This is a genomic window from Streptomyces sp. NPDC054872, from assembly GCF_053610705.1.
This window is the reverse complement of record NZ_JBSGYY010000045.1, coordinates 50,188-66,254: the sequence shown is the minus strand read 5'-3', so window position 1 is coordinate 66,254 and position 16,067 is coordinate 50,188. Positions and strand designations below refer to the sequence as shown.

15 protein-coding genes are annotated in these 16,067 nt (G+C 70.7%); 10 read left to right on the top strand and 5 right to left on the bottom strand.

Features of this window, described 5'->3' with window-relative positions; translation table 11 throughout:
- Positions 1 to 93 precede the first annotated feature (93 nt).
- Genes ACWGIH_RS37255 through ACWGIH_RS37235 form a run of 5 tightly spaced genes read left to right on the top strand, consistent with a single transcriptional unit; the run spans position 94 to position 4,672 of the window.
- Positions 94 to 1,740, top strand: a complete 1,647-nt coding sequence (locus ACWGIH_RS37255; protein ID WP_453450059.1) for an ATP-binding protein — start codon at positions 94 to 96, stop codon at positions 1,738 to 1,740.
- Positions 1,737 to 2,144: a roadblock/LC7 domain-containing protein gene (locus ACWGIH_RS37250; protein WP_363210896.1), complete on the top strand. Its 408-nt coding sequence runs from the start codon at positions 1,737 to 1,739 to the stop codon at positions 2,142 to 2,144. The genes ACWGIH_RS37255 and ACWGIH_RS37250 overlap by 4 nt, the downstream gene beginning before the upstream one ends.
- A complete protein-coding gene (locus ACWGIH_RS37245; RefSeq protein ID WP_453450060.1) occupies positions 2,141 to 2,530 on the top strand; it encodes a DUF742 domain-containing protein in 390 nt (129 codons plus the stop codon). The genes ACWGIH_RS37250 and ACWGIH_RS37245 overlap by 4 nt, the downstream gene beginning before the upstream one ends.
- Positions 2,511 to 3,125, top strand: coding sequence for a GTP-binding protein (locus ACWGIH_RS37240; RefSeq protein ID WP_453450061.1), 615 nt, complete (start codon positions 2,511 to 2,513; stop codon positions 3,123 to 3,125). Before ACWGIH_RS37245 ends, ACWGIH_RS37240 begins: the two co-directional genes overlap by 20 nt.
- Before the next feature lie 35 nt (positions 3,126 to 3,160).
- Positions 3,161 to 4,672, top strand: coding sequence for a cytochrome P450 (locus ACWGIH_RS37235; RefSeq protein ID WP_453450062.1), 1,512 nt, complete (start codon positions 3,161 to 3,163; stop codon positions 4,670 to 4,672).
- Here the strand turns inward: ACWGIH_RS37235 and ACWGIH_RS37230 are convergent.
- From ACWGIH_RS37230 to ACWGIH_RS37215, 4 genes are all read right to left on the bottom strand, one after another.
- Positions 4,666 to 5,574, bottom strand: a complete 909-nt coding sequence (locus ACWGIH_RS37230; RefSeq protein WP_453450117.1) for an RluA family pseudouridine synthase — start codon at positions 5,572 to 5,574, stop codon at positions 4,666 to 4,668. The genes ACWGIH_RS37235 and ACWGIH_RS37230 overlap by 7 nt on opposite strands.
- A gap of 143 nt (positions 5,575 to 5,717) precedes the next feature.
- Complete coding sequence (locus ACWGIH_RS37225; RefSeq protein WP_453450063.1) at positions 5,718 to 6,314, bottom strand: GNAT family N-acetyltransferase; 597 nt, start codon at positions 6,312 to 6,314, stop codon at positions 5,718 to 5,720.
- Between the two features lie 84 nt (positions 6,315 to 6,398).
- A complete protein-coding gene (locus tag ACWGIH_RS37220; protein ID WP_453450064.1) occupies positions 6,399 to 7,241 on the bottom strand; it encodes a siderophore-interacting protein in 843 nt (280 codons plus the stop codon).
- A 52-nt stretch (positions 7,242 to 7,293) separates the two neighbouring features.
- Positions 7,294 to 8,199 (bottom strand): 5'-3' exonuclease, encoded by a 906-nt coding sequence (locus tag ACWGIH_RS37215; protein ID WP_453450118.1) that lies wholly within the window; start codon positions 8,197 to 8,199, stop codon positions 7,294 to 7,296.
- 321 nt (positions 8,200 to 8,520) lie between these two features.
- Here ACWGIH_RS37215 and ACWGIH_RS37210 point away from each other — a divergent pair, with 321 nt between their 5' ends.
- From ACWGIH_RS37210 to ACWGIH_RS37190, 5 genes are all read left to right on the top strand, one after another.
- Entirely contained in the window at positions 8,521 to 9,693 is a 1,173-nt protein-coding gene (locus tag ACWGIH_RS37210) for a quaternary amine ABC transporter ATP-binding protein (protein WP_453450065.1), read from the top strand.
- Positions 9,686 to 12,298, top strand: coding sequence for an ABC transporter permease/substrate binding protein (locus tag ACWGIH_RS37205; protein WP_453450066.1), 2,613 nt, complete (start codon positions 9,686 to 9,688; stop codon positions 12,296 to 12,298). Before ACWGIH_RS37210 ends, ACWGIH_RS37205 begins: the two co-directional genes overlap by 8 nt.
- A gap of 150 nt (positions 12,299 to 12,448) precedes the next feature.
- Positions 12,449 to 13,462, top strand: coding sequence for a hypothetical protein (locus ACWGIH_RS37200; RefSeq protein WP_453450067.1), 1,014 nt, complete (start codon positions 12,449 to 12,451; stop codon positions 13,460 to 13,462).
- Between the two features lie 105 nt (positions 13,463 to 13,567).
- A complete protein-coding gene (locus ACWGIH_RS37195) occupies positions 13,568 to 14,140 on the top strand; it encodes a helix-turn-helix domain-containing protein (protein WP_453450068.1) in 573 nt (190 codons plus the stop codon).
- Between the two features lie 22 nt (positions 14,141 to 14,162).
- Positions 14,163 to 14,876, top strand: coding sequence for a helical backbone metal receptor (locus tag ACWGIH_RS37190; RefSeq protein ID WP_453450119.1), 714 nt, complete (start codon positions 14,163 to 14,165; stop codon positions 14,874 to 14,876).
- Here the strand turns inward: ACWGIH_RS37190 and ACWGIH_RS37185 are convergent.
- Positions 14,845 to 16,005 carry a TDT family transporter gene (locus ACWGIH_RS37185; RefSeq protein WP_453450069.1) on the bottom strand — a complete coding sequence of 387 codons (1,161 nt, stop codon included), beginning with the start codon at positions 16,003 to 16,005 and terminating at the stop codon, positions 14,845 to 14,847. The genes ACWGIH_RS37190 and ACWGIH_RS37185 overlap by 32 nt on opposite strands.
- Between the last annotated feature and the right edge of the window lie 62 nt (positions 16,006 to 16,067).

Genomic DNA, 16,067 nt, shown 5'->3' with positions numbered 1-16,067 from the left:
ATACGTCTACCGCTTCCAACTCCCCGTACGTTCCCCCCATTTCGCAGAACCGCCCCCCATTCCTCCCCCAAGACAAGTCTTCAGAGGGCATACATGGTGAGTGTTCAATCGCCTCCCGGTGGCCGAGAAGTCCCTTACGCGCGCGTGCTGTTGCTGCCCGCCATCCTGATGGCCGCGGCCACCGGAGCCGCCGTCGCCGCGGTGCCGGAACCCGCCCGCATCGCGGTGGGCTGGTGCGGCGCGATCGCGACCCTCGTGGTCGTCGCGGTCGGCGCCGAAGCCGTGCGACGCGGCCGGTCCATCCGGGAGTTGCACACCCAGTACACGCAGCGCCTCGCTGCCCTGGAGCGGCGCATCGCGTCCCATGACGACGAGACCATCCGCCTGGGCCGGGAGATCATCCCCGAGGCCGTCTTCCGGCTCCGGCAGGGCGAAGCGCCGTCGGAAGTCATCCGCCACCTCGTCGACGCCGACGAGTCCTTCTCCGAACTGCCGCACTCGCAGCGCAAGCTCCTGCGGAACGTCCTGGACACCCTGGACTCCGGAGAGGCGATGCGCGAGTCCTCGCAGCGTGCCTTCGTCAACATCGCCCGGCGCGTCCAGTCCATCGTCCACCAGCAGTCCGCGGAACTGCGCGAGATGGAGGAGTTCCACGGCCGGAACCCCGAGGTCTTCGACGACCTGCTGCGCATCGACCACGGCACGGCACTGATCGGCCGCCTCGCCGACTCGATCACCGTCCTCGGCGGCGCCCGTCCCGGACGCCAATGGCCCAAGCCCGTACCGCTGTTCAGCGTGCTGCGCGGCGCCATGTCCCGGATCCTGGAGTACCAGCGCGTCGACCTGCACTCGATCGCCAAGGTCGCGATCCGCGGCACGTCCGTGGAACCGCTCATCCACGCCTGCGCCGAGCTGCTCGACAACGCCACGCGCTACTCACCGCCGCAGACCCGCGTGCACGTCACCGCCGTCGAGGTGCAGACCGGCATCGCCGTCGAGATCGAGGACGGCGGCGTCAGCCTCAGCGAGGAGGCGCGGTCACGGGCCGAGCGCATGCTCGCGCAGGCCCAGGCCGGCTTCGACCTGAACGACCTCGGCGAGAGCCCGCGCCTCGGCATGGCCGTCGTGGGACGCCTCTCGCAGATGTACAACCTGCAGGTCTCGCTGCGGCAGTCCGCGTACGGCGGCGTCCGCGCAGTGCTCATCGTCCCGCGCGAGATGCTCACCACCGGGCCGGCCCCCGGCCTCGCCCACGGCATCGGCGCGTCCGCGGTACCCCGGGTGAACGCCGAAGGCGTGCCCATCGAGGAGGCCCACGGCATCCGGCGCAAGAAGCCCCGTGTGATGACGGCAGGGCCGCCGCTCCCCAAGTCGCTCGGCGCGGCCATGGAGGACGACGTCCCCGAGGTCACCGAGTGGACGTCGAACGGTCTGCCGCAGCGCCGCAGCCGGGTCCGCACCCCGCTGGCCGAGCGCATCGCCCAGGAAGCCGCGGACGCGAAGTACGCGGCGCAGCGCGCCCAGTACTCCCCGCAGGTGGCCGCACCGGTCGTACCCGAGCCGGCGAAGAAGGAGGAGAAGGAGCCCGGCCTCTGGATCGAGGCCTTCATGAAGGGCGTGAACGGCGACGACTCCGCAGCCGATGACCCGTTGCTCCCCAAGGGCCACAGCGAGAACGACCACGGCACCCCAGACAGTGCAGACAGTGCCGACAACGCCGACGAGGGGGGCTGGAAGTGATCCAGCAACGGGCCAATTTCGACTGGATGCTCAAGGAGCTCGCCGACGGCGTGCCGCAGACCCGGCAGATCGTGGTGCTCTCCGCGGACGGCCTGCGCATCGCACGCTACGGCGGCGACCCTGACGCGGCCGACCGGATCGCCGCCGCCTGCGCGGGACTTCAGTCCCTGGCGGCCGCGGTCGCCACCGAGATCCCGCACGCCGACGGCGGCATGCGCATGGTGATCATCGAGGTGGGCGGCGGCTACTTCTACCTGATGGCGGCGGGAGCCGGGGCCTACCTCGCCGTGCTCGCCGACGAGACCGTCGACGCGGGCCTCATCGGCAACCGCATGCGGGACCTGGTCGTCCGGATCGGAGCCCATCTGACGAGTCCGCCCCGGCGAGACGGGCAGGCCGTATGAATCCTCCGCAAGGCGAGAACCCCTCCCACCGAGACGACCCTCCCCAACGGGAACGGCGCAGCCCGGAGAACCCCGAGCGGCTCTACATCCTGACCGGTGAGGACACGGAGCGGGCGGCGCTCGACCTCGTCACGCTGATCGTCGCGGACGGTGAGGCACCGCCCACGGCCGAACCCGAGCACGCCGACGTCCTGCGGCTGTGCAGGACACCGCTGTCCGTCGCCGAGCTCTCCGCGTACCTCGCGCTGCCGTTCAGCGTCGTGACCGTGCTCCTCACCAGGATGCTCGAGGCCGACCTGGTACAGGCGCGGGCATCGATCGTCCGCTCCACGCTCCCCGATCGTTCCCTTCTCGAAGCGGTGATGCATGGACTTCAAAAGCTCTGACACGATCACCGGGCCCAGCAGCGAAGAGGTCCTGCCGCATACGGCCACGGCCGCCGTGAAGATCGTGATCGTCGGTGGCTTCGGGGTCGGCAAGACGACGATGGTCGGCTCCGTCAGCGAGATCCGTCCGCTGACCACCGAAGAGACCATGACCCAGGCGGGCATCGGCGTCGACGACAACTACGGCTCCGACACCAAGACGGCCACCACCGTCGCGATGGACTTCGGCCGGATCAGCATCTCCGAGGAACTGGTGCTCTATCTGTTCGGCACCCCCGGCCAGGAGCGCTTCTGGTTCCTGTGGAACGGCCTCTTCGAAGGGGCGCTGGGCGCGGTGGTCCTCCTCGACACCCGCCGCCTCGAGGTCAGCTTCGACGTGATCGGCCGCCTCGAGGAACGCGGCGTGCCCTTCGTCGTCGCCGTCAACGACTTCCCCGACGCGCCCCACCATCCGATGGAGACGCTGCGCCGCGCACTCGACCTGGACGACGCGGTGCCGATGGTGAGGTGCGACGCCCGGCAGCGCGCGTCGAGCCGGGACACCCTGCTGACCCTCACGCGGTACCTGCACTCCCTGACCGCGGCCCCCGTCTGACATCTCCCCCTATCCGCAACCCCGGAGCGACGAACGTGACGACCCCGTCCCAACCCCACACCGGCATGGACGACCCCACCGTGCCACCGCCCGGCTGCCCCGCGCACGGTCTGGGCGCCGGCGGCCTGCGCCGTCTCTACGGACCCGAGGCGGAGACCGACCTCGCGGGCGTGTACGAGAAGCTGCGTGCCGAGCACGGCGCGGTGGCCCCGGCCCTGCTGCACAACGACGTACCCATCTGGGCGGTCCTCGGCCACAGCGAGAACCTCCACATGGTCCGCACCCCCTCGCAGTACACCCGCGACCCGCGCCAGTGGCGGGCCATCATCGACGGCTCCATGGGCCCCGACAACCCGCTGGCCCCCGTCGTCACCTTCCAGCCGATGGCCAGCATGGTCGAGGGTGACGAGCATCAGCGGCTGCGCGGCGCGGTCACCGGCGCCATGGCGCTCCTCGACCACCGCGGCATCCGGCGCTACATCAACCGCTACAGCAACCTCCTGCTCAACGACATCTGCCAGGCCGGGCGCGCGGACGTCGTGAGCCAGTTCGCCGAGCATCTGCCGATGATGGTGATGTGCCATGTCCTCGGCATGCCCGAGGAGTACAACGAGCGGATGGTGCAGGCCGCCCGCGACATGCTCAGGGGCACCGAGACCGCCATCGCCAGCAACGCGTACATCATGGACGCGCTGACACGGCTCGTCGCGCGGCGCCGGGCGCAGGCCGAGGAGGACTTCACCAGCAACCTCATCGCGCAGCCCGCGCAGCTCACGGACGACGAGGTCGCCGCGCACCTGCGCCTCGTGCTCATCGCCTCGTACGAGGCCACGGCCAACCTCATCGCCAACGCCCTGCGCATGGTCCTGACCGACCCGCGCTTCCGCGCCCAGCTCAGCGGCGGCCAGATGACGGTCCCGGAGGCGGTCGAGCAGTCCCTGTGGGACGAGCCGCCGTTCAGCGCGATGATCGGCTACTTCGCCAAGCAGGACACCCAGCTCGGCGGCAAGCAGATCAAGGCGGGCGACGGGCTGCTCCTCGGCATCGCGCCGGGCAACGTCGACCCCGTCGTACGCCCGGACCTCACCGCCAACATGCAGGGCAACCGCTCCCACCTGGCGTTCAGCGGCGGCCCGCACGAGTGCCCGGGGCAGGACCTCGGCCGTGCCATCGCCGACACGGGGGTGGACGCGCTGCTCATGCGCTTCCCGGACGTGGAACTCGACATCGAGGAACACGAGTTGAAGTGGACCTCGTCGATCCTCTCCCGGCACCTGGTGTCGCTCCCGGTGCATTTCGCGCCGCGTCCCCCGCAGGACGTGATGGCGCGGCCCATGGCGCGGGTTCCCGACGCGCGCAACGACTGGCATGTGTCGTCGCCGGCTCCGCGGCCCGCGTATCCCACGACGCCGGCGCCCCGGCCGACTCCTGCTGCGGCCGCGCAGCCCGCCGAGCCGCCGCCCGTGCCGGAGTCCGCGCCGGTGGCCGCGTCGGTGCCGCGGCAGGGGGCGTGGCGACGCTTCGTCGTCTGGTGGCGCGGCTACTGACCGTCCGCAGGCGGGTTCGCGTTCTCCCAGGAGTCGTACGAGGTCCAGGCGCCCAGCTCGCGTGCGCTGACGAAGCGGTGGTCGGCGCCCGTGACGGGGTCCCTGAACTCCAGTACACGGGAGAGGAGTTGGAGGGGCCGCCGGAAATCGTCCGGCGGCACCGGACCCGCCACCAACGGGTAGACGGGGTCGCCGAGGATCGGCAGGCCCAACGCGTTCATGTGCACGCGCAACTGGTGGGTGCGGCCGGTGTGCGGAGTGAGGCGATACCGCCCCAACGCACCGTCGTGCTCGACGAGTTCGACGCGGCTCTCGCTGTTGGGCTCGGCGCCGGGGACCTCGTACGCGGCGATGATGCCGCGCTCCTTGACGATGTGGCTGCGCAGGGTGCGGGGGAGTGCGAGTCCGGGGTCGTGGGCGGCCACGGCCTCGTACTCCTTCGACACCCGCCGCTCGCCGAACAGCATCTGGTACGCGCCGCGTTCCCGCGGCTGCACGGTGAAGAGGATCAGTCCCGCGGTGAGCCGGTCCAGGCGGTGCGCCGCGCCGAGCGTGGGGATGTCCAACTCCCTGCGGAGCCGGGCGAGCGCGGTCTCGGTGACGTGGCTGCCGCGGGGCGTGGTCGCCAGGAAGTGGGGTTTGTCGGCGACGACGATGTGCTCGTCGCGGTACACCACGTCGATGGCGTACGGCACCGGGACCTCGTCGGGCAGGTCACGGTGGAACCACACGAAGGTGCCGGGTACGTAGGGAGCGTCCGGCGTCACCGGAAGGCCGTCCACGCCGACGATCAGCCCGTCCCGCAGCATCCCGTCGATCACCCCGGGCCCGGCCTTCAGCCGCTCGACGAGATGGTCCCGTACCGTCGCCCACGCTCCGTCGGCGGGCAGCTTGACCCGCATGGGGTCGACGCCACGCCGCTGCGGCAGGGGAGAGGGCGGGATGCGGGGCTTACGGGTCACAACCGGCAACAGTACGGGGCCCTGCCGGGGCGCCCCGCCGTGTCCCTCAGGTCAGGCGACCCTCAGATCAGGAGCCCCTCAGGTCAGGAGACCGTGGGCTCGTCTCCCCGGACACGGGCGTGCAGATGCATGTCGTGCCAGCCGTCCGCGTGCAGGACGGCGCTGCGCTTGGTGCCCTCCGGCAGGAAGCCGGTCTTGAGCGCGACACGGCAGGAGGCCTCGTTGGCCGTGGCGTGGGTGAGTTCGAGACGGTGCAGGCCGATCTCGCCGAAGGCCCAGTCGCTCAGTGCCGTGAGGGCGCGCGGCGCGATGCCCCGGCCGCGGGCCGACGGCATGGTCCAGTAGGCGACTTCGGCCTGCCCGTCGGCGAGCACGATCAGGCGCAGCGAGATCCGCCCCACCACCTCGTCCGTCGTGGTGTCGGCGACGGCCCAGTGCGCGTCGCGCTCCTCGGGCCAGGCCTTGCGCCAGCCGTCGATCCAGCCGCGGGCCTCCTCGACGGAATCGGCCTCGCGGGCGTGCCAGCGCTGCAGCACCGGGTCCTGGAACGCCTCGTACACGGCGGACGCGTCGTCGGGCGACCAGGGGCGCAGGACCAGCCCTCCGGGAACGGCGATGGTGGGCTGCTCCTGGTGGGCGAGGGTGCCCGCCGCGACTACATCCGAGATCTTGAAGGGCATGGCCCTCATCGTGGCAGCGACCGCCGCCGAGGGGGACCGGTTTTTCGCCGGGCCCCGACCCGCCGCCGGGCGGGCCCGCCCGGTTCAGGCCGTGGGTGCCGACTCCTGCTCGGCCTCCACCTGCGCGTTCCAGTCGCGCTTGGACGCCTGCCAGCCGTCCTCGTTGTCACCGAGGCGCCAGTAACCGGAGATCGAGAGGCGCTCGCGCGGCACCTGGCGCTCCATGCGGAGGTGGCGGCGCAGCTCCTTCACGAACCCGGCCTCGCCGTGCACGAACGCGTGCACGGCGCCCGCCGGGAAGTCGAGGGAGCGTACGGCCTCGACGAGGGCCTCGCCCACGGGGCGCTGCCCGCGGTGCAGCCACACGATCTCCGCGACCGAGCTGATCTTCTGCTCCTCTTCGGCGTCGGCGACCTCCACGAAGGCGTACGCCTTGGCGCCCTCGGGCAGTGCCTCGAGTGAGGCGGCGATCGCGGGCAGCGCGCTCTCGTCACCGGCCAGCAGATGCCAGTCGGCGTCGGCGTCCGGGGCGTACCCGCCGCCGGGGCCGAGGAAGCGGACCGTGGCGCCCGGCTGGACGTCCTGGGCCCACGGGCCCGCGAGGCCCTCGTCGCCGTGCACGACGAAGTCGACGGCGAGCTCGCGGGTCCGCGGGTCCCAGGAGCGCACCGTGTAGGTACGCGTGACGGGCCACTGGTCGCGGGGGAACTCCTCGCGGATCCGCTGCATGTCGAACGGCTCCGGATAGGTCACGCCCTCGGCGCCGAAGAGCAGTTTCACGTAGTGATCGGTGGAGTCGCCCACCGTGAACTCCGCGAGGCCCTCCCCGCCCAGGACCACACGCTGCATGTGCGGGGTGAGGCGCTCGGTGCGCACCACCTGGGCGACGTGAGCCTTCGGTGCCTTGCGTGCCGGACGTTCTGCCATGGCGGCGGCCTCCCCTGATCAAATGTTGCTTAGGCTTACCTAAGCTAACACCTCATCCTTGAAGAGTCGTGAGCAACCGCTTCAGCGCCCCTCCCAGGTTCCACCGCTCGGCGAGGTCGTCCAGGGCCGCGGGATCGCGGGGTTCGCCCGGCAGCGCGAGGTCCACGTCCGGCAGGGGTACGTCACCCGCGACGCGGACCACCGTCGGCGCGACGGCCACATAGGCGCGGGATTCGTCGAGCCGCTTGCGCTGGGAGGGCGTCAGCTTGCTCTTCGGGTCGTCCACCGCGGCCATGATTCCGGCCAGGTCTCCGTACGCGTCCAGGAGCTTGGCCGCCGTTTTCTCGCCGATGCCGGGGACGCCGGGCAGGCCGTCGCTCGGGTCGCCGCGCAGCAGGGCCAGATCCACGTAGCCGGAGCCGTCCACCCCGTACTTCTCGCGGAGCCAGGCCTCGTCGGTGAGCTGGAGGGAGCCGACGCCCTTGAGGGGGTAGAGGACGCGGATGCCCCGGTCGTCGTCGACCAGCTGATAGAGGTCGCGGTCGCCGGTGACGATGTCGACCGGGCCCGTGGCGCGGCCGGCGTACGTACCGATCACGTCGTCCGCCTCGTACGACGGCACGCCGACGCGGGCGATGCCGAGCGCGTCCAGGACGTCCTCGATGATCGGGACCTGCGGCGCGAGGGTGTCCGGGGTCTCCTCGGCGTCCGGGCCCTGCTCGACCTCCTCGGCGACGCGATGCGCCTTGTAGGAGGGGATCAGCTCGACCCGCCAGTGCGGGCGCCAGTCCGCGTCCATGCAGGCGACCAGGTCGTCGGGGCGGTGGTCCTGGACGAGCCGGGCGATGAAGTCGAGCAGACCGCGCACGGCGTTCACCGGTGTGCCGTCCGGGGCCTTCACGGAATCGGGGACCCCGAAATAGGCCCGGTAGTACAGGGACGCCGTGTCGAGCAGCATGAGCCGTCGCGTTCGCTGAGTCACCTTCGCATCATGCCGCACGGCACTGACACCGGACCGGCTCCGGAGGCGTCGAGGCGGTGTTTCCGTCCCGGTGGGGCGGGGCCGGCCGGCGGCGAGTTCCGGTCGACATAAGTGAACGGAATGTGAACTGGAACACTCTTCCGTTTGATTCGTGTAAGTGAGGGCAGGCGCCGAGCCGGAGCGCCTCCGGTCGAGGATTCAACTATTTCGGCGGGCAAACAGCGGGCAGAACCCGTGTCGCTCCACGGCCCGCCGGCGGGGGAGGCGGGCCGTCTTGGTTCAACCCGAGAGGTGTATGTGTCCAGGCTGCAAGCCGAACACCTGTACAAGGTATTCGGCAGACGACCCGCTGACGCGGTGGAGAAACTCCGCCACGGAACCGACCGAGAGGAGCTGCGCGCCGAAGGCACCACCGCCGCGGTGATCGACGCCTCCTTCACGGTCGAGCCGGGCCAGATCTTCGTCGTCATGGGTCTCTCCGGATCCGGCAAGTCCACGTTGTTGCGCATGCTCAACGGACTGTCGGAGCCAACGGCCGGGCAGGTGCTGTTCGACGGTCAGGACCTGACGGGGCTGAGCGCCCGTGAGCTGCGCGAGGTGCGCTCCAAGAAGATCAGCATGGTCTTCCAGCACTTCGCGCTCTTCCCGCACCGCAGCGTCCTCGAGAACGCCGGTTACGGCCTCGAGGTGCAGGGCGTGCCGCGCGCCGAGCGCGAGGAGCGCGCCACGGTCGCGCTCGAACTCGCCGGGCTCAAGGGCTGGGAGAAGTCCTGGCCCGACGAGCTCTCCGGCGGCATGCAGCAGCGCGTGGGCCTGGCCCGCGCGCTCGCCACCGACGCGGACCTGCTCCTCATGGACGAGTCGTTCAGCGCGCTCGACCCGCTGATCCGCCGCGACATGCAGGACCAGCTCCTCGAGCTCCAGAAGCGGCTGAAGAAGACCATCGTCTTCATCACCCACGACCTGAACGAGGCCATGCGCCTGGGCGACCAGATCGCCGTCATGCGCGACGGCGAGATCGTCCAGATCGGCAACGCCGAGGACATCCTCGTCACCCCGGCCAACGACTACGTCGCCGCGTTCACGCAGGACGTCGACCGCTCCCGGGTCCTCACGGCGGGCGCCATCATGGCCGAGCCCGAGACCGTGTTCGGCACGAAGACGGCCGAGGGCAAGGAGCTGCAGACCGCACAGGACGTGCTGTCCGCGGCCCCCGCCACGGTCAGGGCCGAGACGCCGATCATCGAGCTGTTCACGCCGTGCTCCACCAGCGATGTGGCCGTCGCCGTGACCGACGAGGAGGGCGCGCTCATCGGCGTCGTACCGCGGGCGCGACTGCTGGCGGTGCTCGGTGAGCCGATGACCCCCGAGGACGAGCCGCAGGACACCGCCGTCCCGCTCGACAAGACGCGGGACGAGACACAGGACAACGGCGGACAGGCTGTGGGCAAGGTGGTCAGCGGTGCCTAGGATTCCCTTCGGCGAGTGGGTCAACGACAGCGTCGACTGGCTCCTCAGCCACATGGCCTGGCTGTTCGACTTCTTCAAGACCGTCTTCCAGGGCGCCTACGACGGCATAGCCGACGTGCTCCAGGCGCCCGAGCCGCTGCTCCTCGCGGGCATCTTCGCCGTCATCGCCTTCTGGCTGCGCGGTGTGGTCGCCGGTGTGCTGACCTTCGCGGGCTTCGCGTTCATCGTCTCCCTCGAACTGTGGGACCACGCGATGATGACGCTGGCCCTGGTGCTCGTCTCGACGATCATCGCGCTCGTCATCTCCGTGCCCGTGGGCATCTGGGCGGCGCGATCGAGCACGGTCAGCGGCATCGTCCGCCCGGTGCTCGACTTCATGCAGACGCTGCCGGCGATGATCTACCTCATCCCCGCCATCCTGTTCTTCGGGATGGGCGCCCCCGCGGGCATCGTCGCCACCCTGATCTTCGCCCTGGCCCCCGGTGTCCGCATGACGGAGCTGGGCATCCGCCAGGTCGACAAGGAACTGGTCGAGGCCGCGGACGCGTTCGGCACCACGCCGCGCAACATCCTGCTGCGCGTCCAGCTGCCCCTCGCGCTTCCCACGATCATGGCCGGTGTCAACCAGGTCATCATGCTGGGCCTGTCCATGGCCGCCATCGCGGGCATGGTCGGCACCGAGGGCCTGGGCGCCGACGTCAACGAGGCCATCGGCCAGCTGAACGTCGGCCTCGGCTCCGAGGCGGGCGTCGCCATCGTCATCCTGGCGATCTACCTGGACCGCATGACGGGCTCGCTCGGCACCCAGGTCTCCCCGCTCGGCCGCCGCGCCATGGCGAAGGTGCGTGCCGCGCAGGGCCTGAACATCTGGACCTACCGTCCGCAGGCCGCCGTCGCGGTGGTCGGCGTGGTCGTCCTCGCCCTCGTCGCGGGCGGCATGGGCGCCTTCGGAGGCTCGAAGTCCGAGAATGTCGCGACCGATGGGAAGAACGTCGGCCAGGGCAAGGAAATCAACATCGGCTACATCCCCTGGGACGAGGGCGTGGCCTCCACCTTCCTCTGGAAGGAGATCCTGGAGCAGCGCGGCTTCAAGCCGCAGACGAAGCAGCTCGAGGCGGGACCGCTCTACACCTCGCTCTCGCAGGGCAGCATCGACTTCCAGACCGACTCCTGGCTGCCGACGACGCACGCCTCGTACTGGAAGAAGTACGGCAAGGATCTCGAGGACCTGGGCTCGTGGTTCGGCCCGACCTCGCTCGAGCTCTCCGTGCCCTCGTACGTCAAGGGCGTCGACTCGCTCGAAGACCTCAAGGGCAAGAGCGGCACGTTCAAGGGCAAGATCGTCGGCATTGAGCCGAGCGCCGGAATGATGGGCCTCCTCAAGGACAAGGTCCTCAAGGAGTACGGGCTCGACAAGGAGTACAAGGTCGTCGACGGCTCCACCCCGGCGATGCTGGCCGAGCTGAAGCGCGCGTACGCCAAGAAGGAACCGATCGTCACCACGCTCTGGTCGCCGCACTGGGCCTACAGCGACTTCGACCTGAAGAAGCTCAAGGACCCGAAGGGCTCCTGGGGCAAGGGCGACGGCGTGCACTCGCTGGCGCGCAAGGGCTTCTCGAAGGAGAACCCGCAGGTAGCCAAGTGGCTCAAGGACTTCAAGATGAGCGAGAAGCAGCTCACGAGTCTTGAGGCGGAGATCAACAAGGCGGGCAAGGGCAAGCAGCAGGAAGCCGTCCGTGCCTGGCTGAAGAAGAACCCGGGTGTCGTCGACAAGCTGGCCCCGTTGCCGAAGAACTCCACCCCCGCCGAGGCGAAGCGTCCGCTGAACGCCGCCTACTTCGCGTGGGACGAGAACATCGCCGTCACGAACCTGTGGAAGCGTGTCCTGGAGAAGCGCGGCTACAAGATGAATCTGAAGCCGTCCGACGTCGGCCCCGTCTACACCGCGCTCGGCCAGGGCGATCTCGACCTGAACCTCGACGCCTGGCTGCCCACGACCCAGAAGCAGTACTGGGAGAAGAACAAGGCCAACCTCAACGACATCGGCTCCTGGTACAGCCCGACGTCGCTCGAGGTGGCGGTCCCGTCCTACGTCAAGGACGTGAAGTCGCTGGGGGACCTCAAGGGCAAGGGCGGCAAGTTCAAGGGCAAGATCATCGGCATCGAGCCGGGCACGGGCGTGATGACCGCGCTCAAGGACAAGGTCCTGCCCGGTTACGGCCTCGACAAGGAGTACAAGGTCGTCTCCGGTTCGACGCCCGCGATGCTGGCCGAGCTGAAGCGCGCGTACGCCAAGAAGGAGCCGGTCGCGGTCCTGCTCTGGTCGCCGCACTGGGCCTACAGCGAGTACGACCTCACCAAGCTGAAGGACCCCAAGGTCGGCTTCGGCAAGGGCGACACGATCCGCACGCTCTCCAGCAAGGACTTCCCGAAGCAGTACCCGCAGCTCACGAAGTGGCTCAAGGACTTCAAGATGAGCGAGAAGGAACTGGCCGGCCTGGAGAACGAGATCAACAAGGCGGGCAAGGGCAATGAGCCCAAGGCCGTCGACGCGTGGCTGAAGAAGAACCCGGGCTTCGAGCAGAAGATGACTCCGCAGTCGTAGCTCTTCGCAGTCCTGGGGCTGCGCGCTGACGCACCCCCGAGGGGTGGGCCTCGTCCTTGTGGCGAAGCCCACCCCTCTCGGCGTTCCCGGCGCCACCCCCGCTCCCTAGGCTGGGCAGCCTCCCCGCTGCTCGAACGTAAGTGCCCCTCCGTGCCTCTCGTGCCCCCCGCGTCCGCCGCGCGCGTCCGCGTCTCCCGCACCGTCCTCGGCCTCGCCGTGGCCCTGGCCCTCGCCGCCGCGCTGCTCCTCGCGCATGTGGCGGGGGCGAGCTCCGCACCCGCGTCCGCGGGCACCGCCCGCCTCGCCGCCCTCGCCGAGGACGTCACCGCCGCCGACGGACACCGATACGACGCGCGGGACCACACCGGCCGCACCATGGACGCCGCGCAGATCACGCAGGCCCCTGACGGCACCTACCTGGCCGTCTACCACACCCTCCTGGACGACGGCCGTTTCCATGCCGCCGTCGCCACCTCCACCGATCTGCGGCACTGGCACCGCCGCCACGACTTCGGTGCCGGCACCCATCAGGCGTCGCTCGCCGACGACGGACGCGGCGGGTACGTCCTCGCCTACGAGAAGGACCCCAGGAACCACATCGCCGTGCGCGCCTACGCCGATGAGGACGCGCTGCTCGACGGGCGCGCGGCACGGGCCTTCGACGCCCCGCGCACCCTCTCGCGGTGCGCCGAGGGCACGCCCGCCATCACCGCCGTACGCGGCGACGCCATCGAGCTCACCGGCCACTACCGCGCCGACTGCGACACCGACCGCCAGCTGCGCGCCACCCTGACCGGGTTCCGCGACTGGCACGCGACGCCCGACCGGCGGCTCGACCGGGCGCTGCAGACCTGGGGCAACGGCGGAAACCTCGGGGACCGGGCGTCCGTCGAGCTCGACGGGCGGCGCGTCCTCCTCGTGGAGGGGCAGCGATGGCGGGGTGACTTCGGGAGCTGGCGGACCTACGCCTATGACCCCGGGAGCGGCCGGGCCGACCGCCTCGCCTTCTCCACCCACGGCAAGAGCCGCGCCTTCGCGAATCCCTCGGCGACCCTCCTCACCGACCCGCAGGGCAGGCCTGCGCTGCTGGTCAGCCTGTTCATACCGGGGCAAGGGGCGGCTCCCGGCGAGGCGGGTCAGCTTGTCTACTGGCGCAAGCTGTAGACGGCGGTCCTCGCAACGGGGCCAAACCGTTTGGCGAACATGCGTAGGGTGCAGAAAACCCAACAGGGTTGAGAGTGGACCGATGCGCAGAAGGGAGCCGAGGCGATGGACGAGCAAAAGGAAACCCTCCGGGTGGGCTCGGCCGTGCGGCGCCGCCGCCGGCAGCTGGAGCTCACCCTCGCCGTGGTGGCCGAGCGCAGCGGTCTCTCGGTGCCCTTCCTGAGCCAGGTCGAGAACGAGCGGGCGCGGCCCAGCAGGCGCTCCCTGCAGCGGGTCGCCGACGCGCTCCTGACGACCGACGTCGAACTGCTGGCCGCCGCGGATCCCGCGTGCACGGTCGATCTGATGCGCGCCGAGGAGGGCGACGGGGAAGGTTCGTCCCCCGACGCCCGTGTCCGCAACCTGGTGCGTGGTCACCACCAGCTGCACGCCGTCGAGTTCACCGGTGACCACGACGAGGGACGCGAGTTCCAGCACCGCAACGACGAGTTGATGTACGTGGTGGGCGGCGCCGTCGAGGTCGAGGCGGAGGGCAGGGCCTACCGCCTCGGACGCGGCGACAGCCTCTACCTGACCGGCGGGGTCCGCCACCGGTGGCGGGCGACCGTGCCGGACAGCCAGGTGCTCGTCGTGGCCGTCGCCGACCACATCGAGGCCGTGGACGGCGCGCGGCGCTGAGGGGGTCGCTACGGTGACGGGAGTGCGGGTCGTCTCGCTGGTGCCCTCGCTGACCGAGGCGGTCGCGGTGAGCGCGCCGGGCACGCTGGTCGGGGCCACGGAGTGGTGCAGCCATCCGGAGGACCTGGACGTCGTCCGCGTCGGCGGCACGAAGAACCCCGACGTACGCCGGATCATCGGCCTCGCCCCCGACCTCGTCATCGCCAACGAAGAGGAGAACCGCGCACCCGACCTCGCGGCGCTGCGGGCGGCGGGCATCCAGGTGCTCGTGACGGAGGTACGCGATCTGCCGGGCGCCTTCCGTGAGCTGACCCGGCTCCTGGCCGCGTGCGGGGCGGGCCGGCCCGGGTGGCTGGCCGAAGCCGAGCGGGCGTGGGCCCAACTCCCTCAGCCCGAGGCCCGGTTGAAGGCGGTGGTCCCCATCTGGCGGCGCCCCTGGATGGTCCTGGGACGCGACACGTTCGCCGGGGACCTGCTGCGGCGCCTCGGCGTCGACAACGCGTACGCGGCGCATGCCGAGCGCTACCCGCGCGTCCCCGTCGAGGAGCTGCGGGCCGTGGCCCCGGACGTGGTGATCCTGCCCGACGAGCCCTACCGCTTCACCCCCGAGGACGGCCCCGAGGCGTTCACCGCCCCGGCGGCCCTGATCAGCGGCCGCCACCTCACGTGGTACGGGCCGTCCCTCGCGGAGGCCCCGGCCGTTCTCAGCGCGGCGCTGCGAGCAGCTTGCCGTTGAGCAGGCCGCGCAGGGTCTGGGTGAGGGCCACTGCCCAGGCGGTGAGCAGCAGGGCGTACAGGGCGAGGGCCAGCCAGTCGTAGAAGGCCAGGCCGGTGTGCTTGCCCAGGCCCTCGGCGCCCGTGACGCAGGTGCCGACGGGGAACGTGAACGCCCACCAGGTCATCGCGAAGCGCATGCCGCGGCGCCGGGCCCGCACCACCATCGCGCCCGCGAGCGCCAGCCACAGCAGGGCGAAGCCCATCACCGGGACGCCGTACAGCACGGCGAAGACGGCGAAGCCCTGGTCGTAGGGGGCCGGGACGGTGCCTGCCGCGGCGGTGTCGGCGAACTTGTTCACGGCGGTCGTCGACTGGCCGAGCGGACCGAGGACCAGGAAGAGCGCGGGGGTCAGCGCGAGGGGGTACGGGCCGCCGGTCAGCAGGCGGGCGAAGATCATCGGGAGCATCACCAGGGTGGCGAGCAGGCTCAGGCCGAACATCGCGAAGCAGGCGTACAGGAGCGTCTGCTGGGCCTGCCCCGCCGGGAGGTGCGGTACGAGGAGCGGGCCGAGGGCGGCCGACACCATGGGTGCCACCAGGGGCAACAGCCAGACGGGGGACGCCTGGCCCGGCTCGATGCGGTGCTTCACCACCATCAGGTACGGGATCGCGACGGCCGCCACGAGGCCGATGACCGTGCCCGCGGTGAAGAGGACGGCGTCCAGCGCGACCGCCGCGCTCGTCCCGATCCAGTCCTCGCCCACGAGGAGGGCGCCGCCGCCGACGGCGAGCAGGGCCATGGAGAGGCATCCGTAGAACGGGGCCACGGCAGGGTCGAGGAGGTGGGCGCGGGCCTGGTCGCGGTGGTGGATCCAGTGCAGCGTCCGGGCGGCGAGCAGTGCGACCAGCATCAGCAGGGAGAGCGCCCAGATCGCGGTGCAGGCGGTCCGCAGGCCCTGGACGTGGACCGGCAGGGTCGCACCGGCGCCGGCGATGATCGCCGTGCCCATCACGGCGGCGTACCAGTTCGGGCCGAGGTGGCGGGTGGCGCGTGCGATGCCCGAGGCGCCTGAGGTGCCTGAGGCGCCTGGGGCGGCGGACGTGACGGCGGAGTGCGTGGGTGCCTGCGGGTGGGCGACGGTGACCATGTGTCCACGGTCGCCGTTCGGCGGGCCCCCCACCAGGAGGCATCTTCGTATGAGGGCATAAC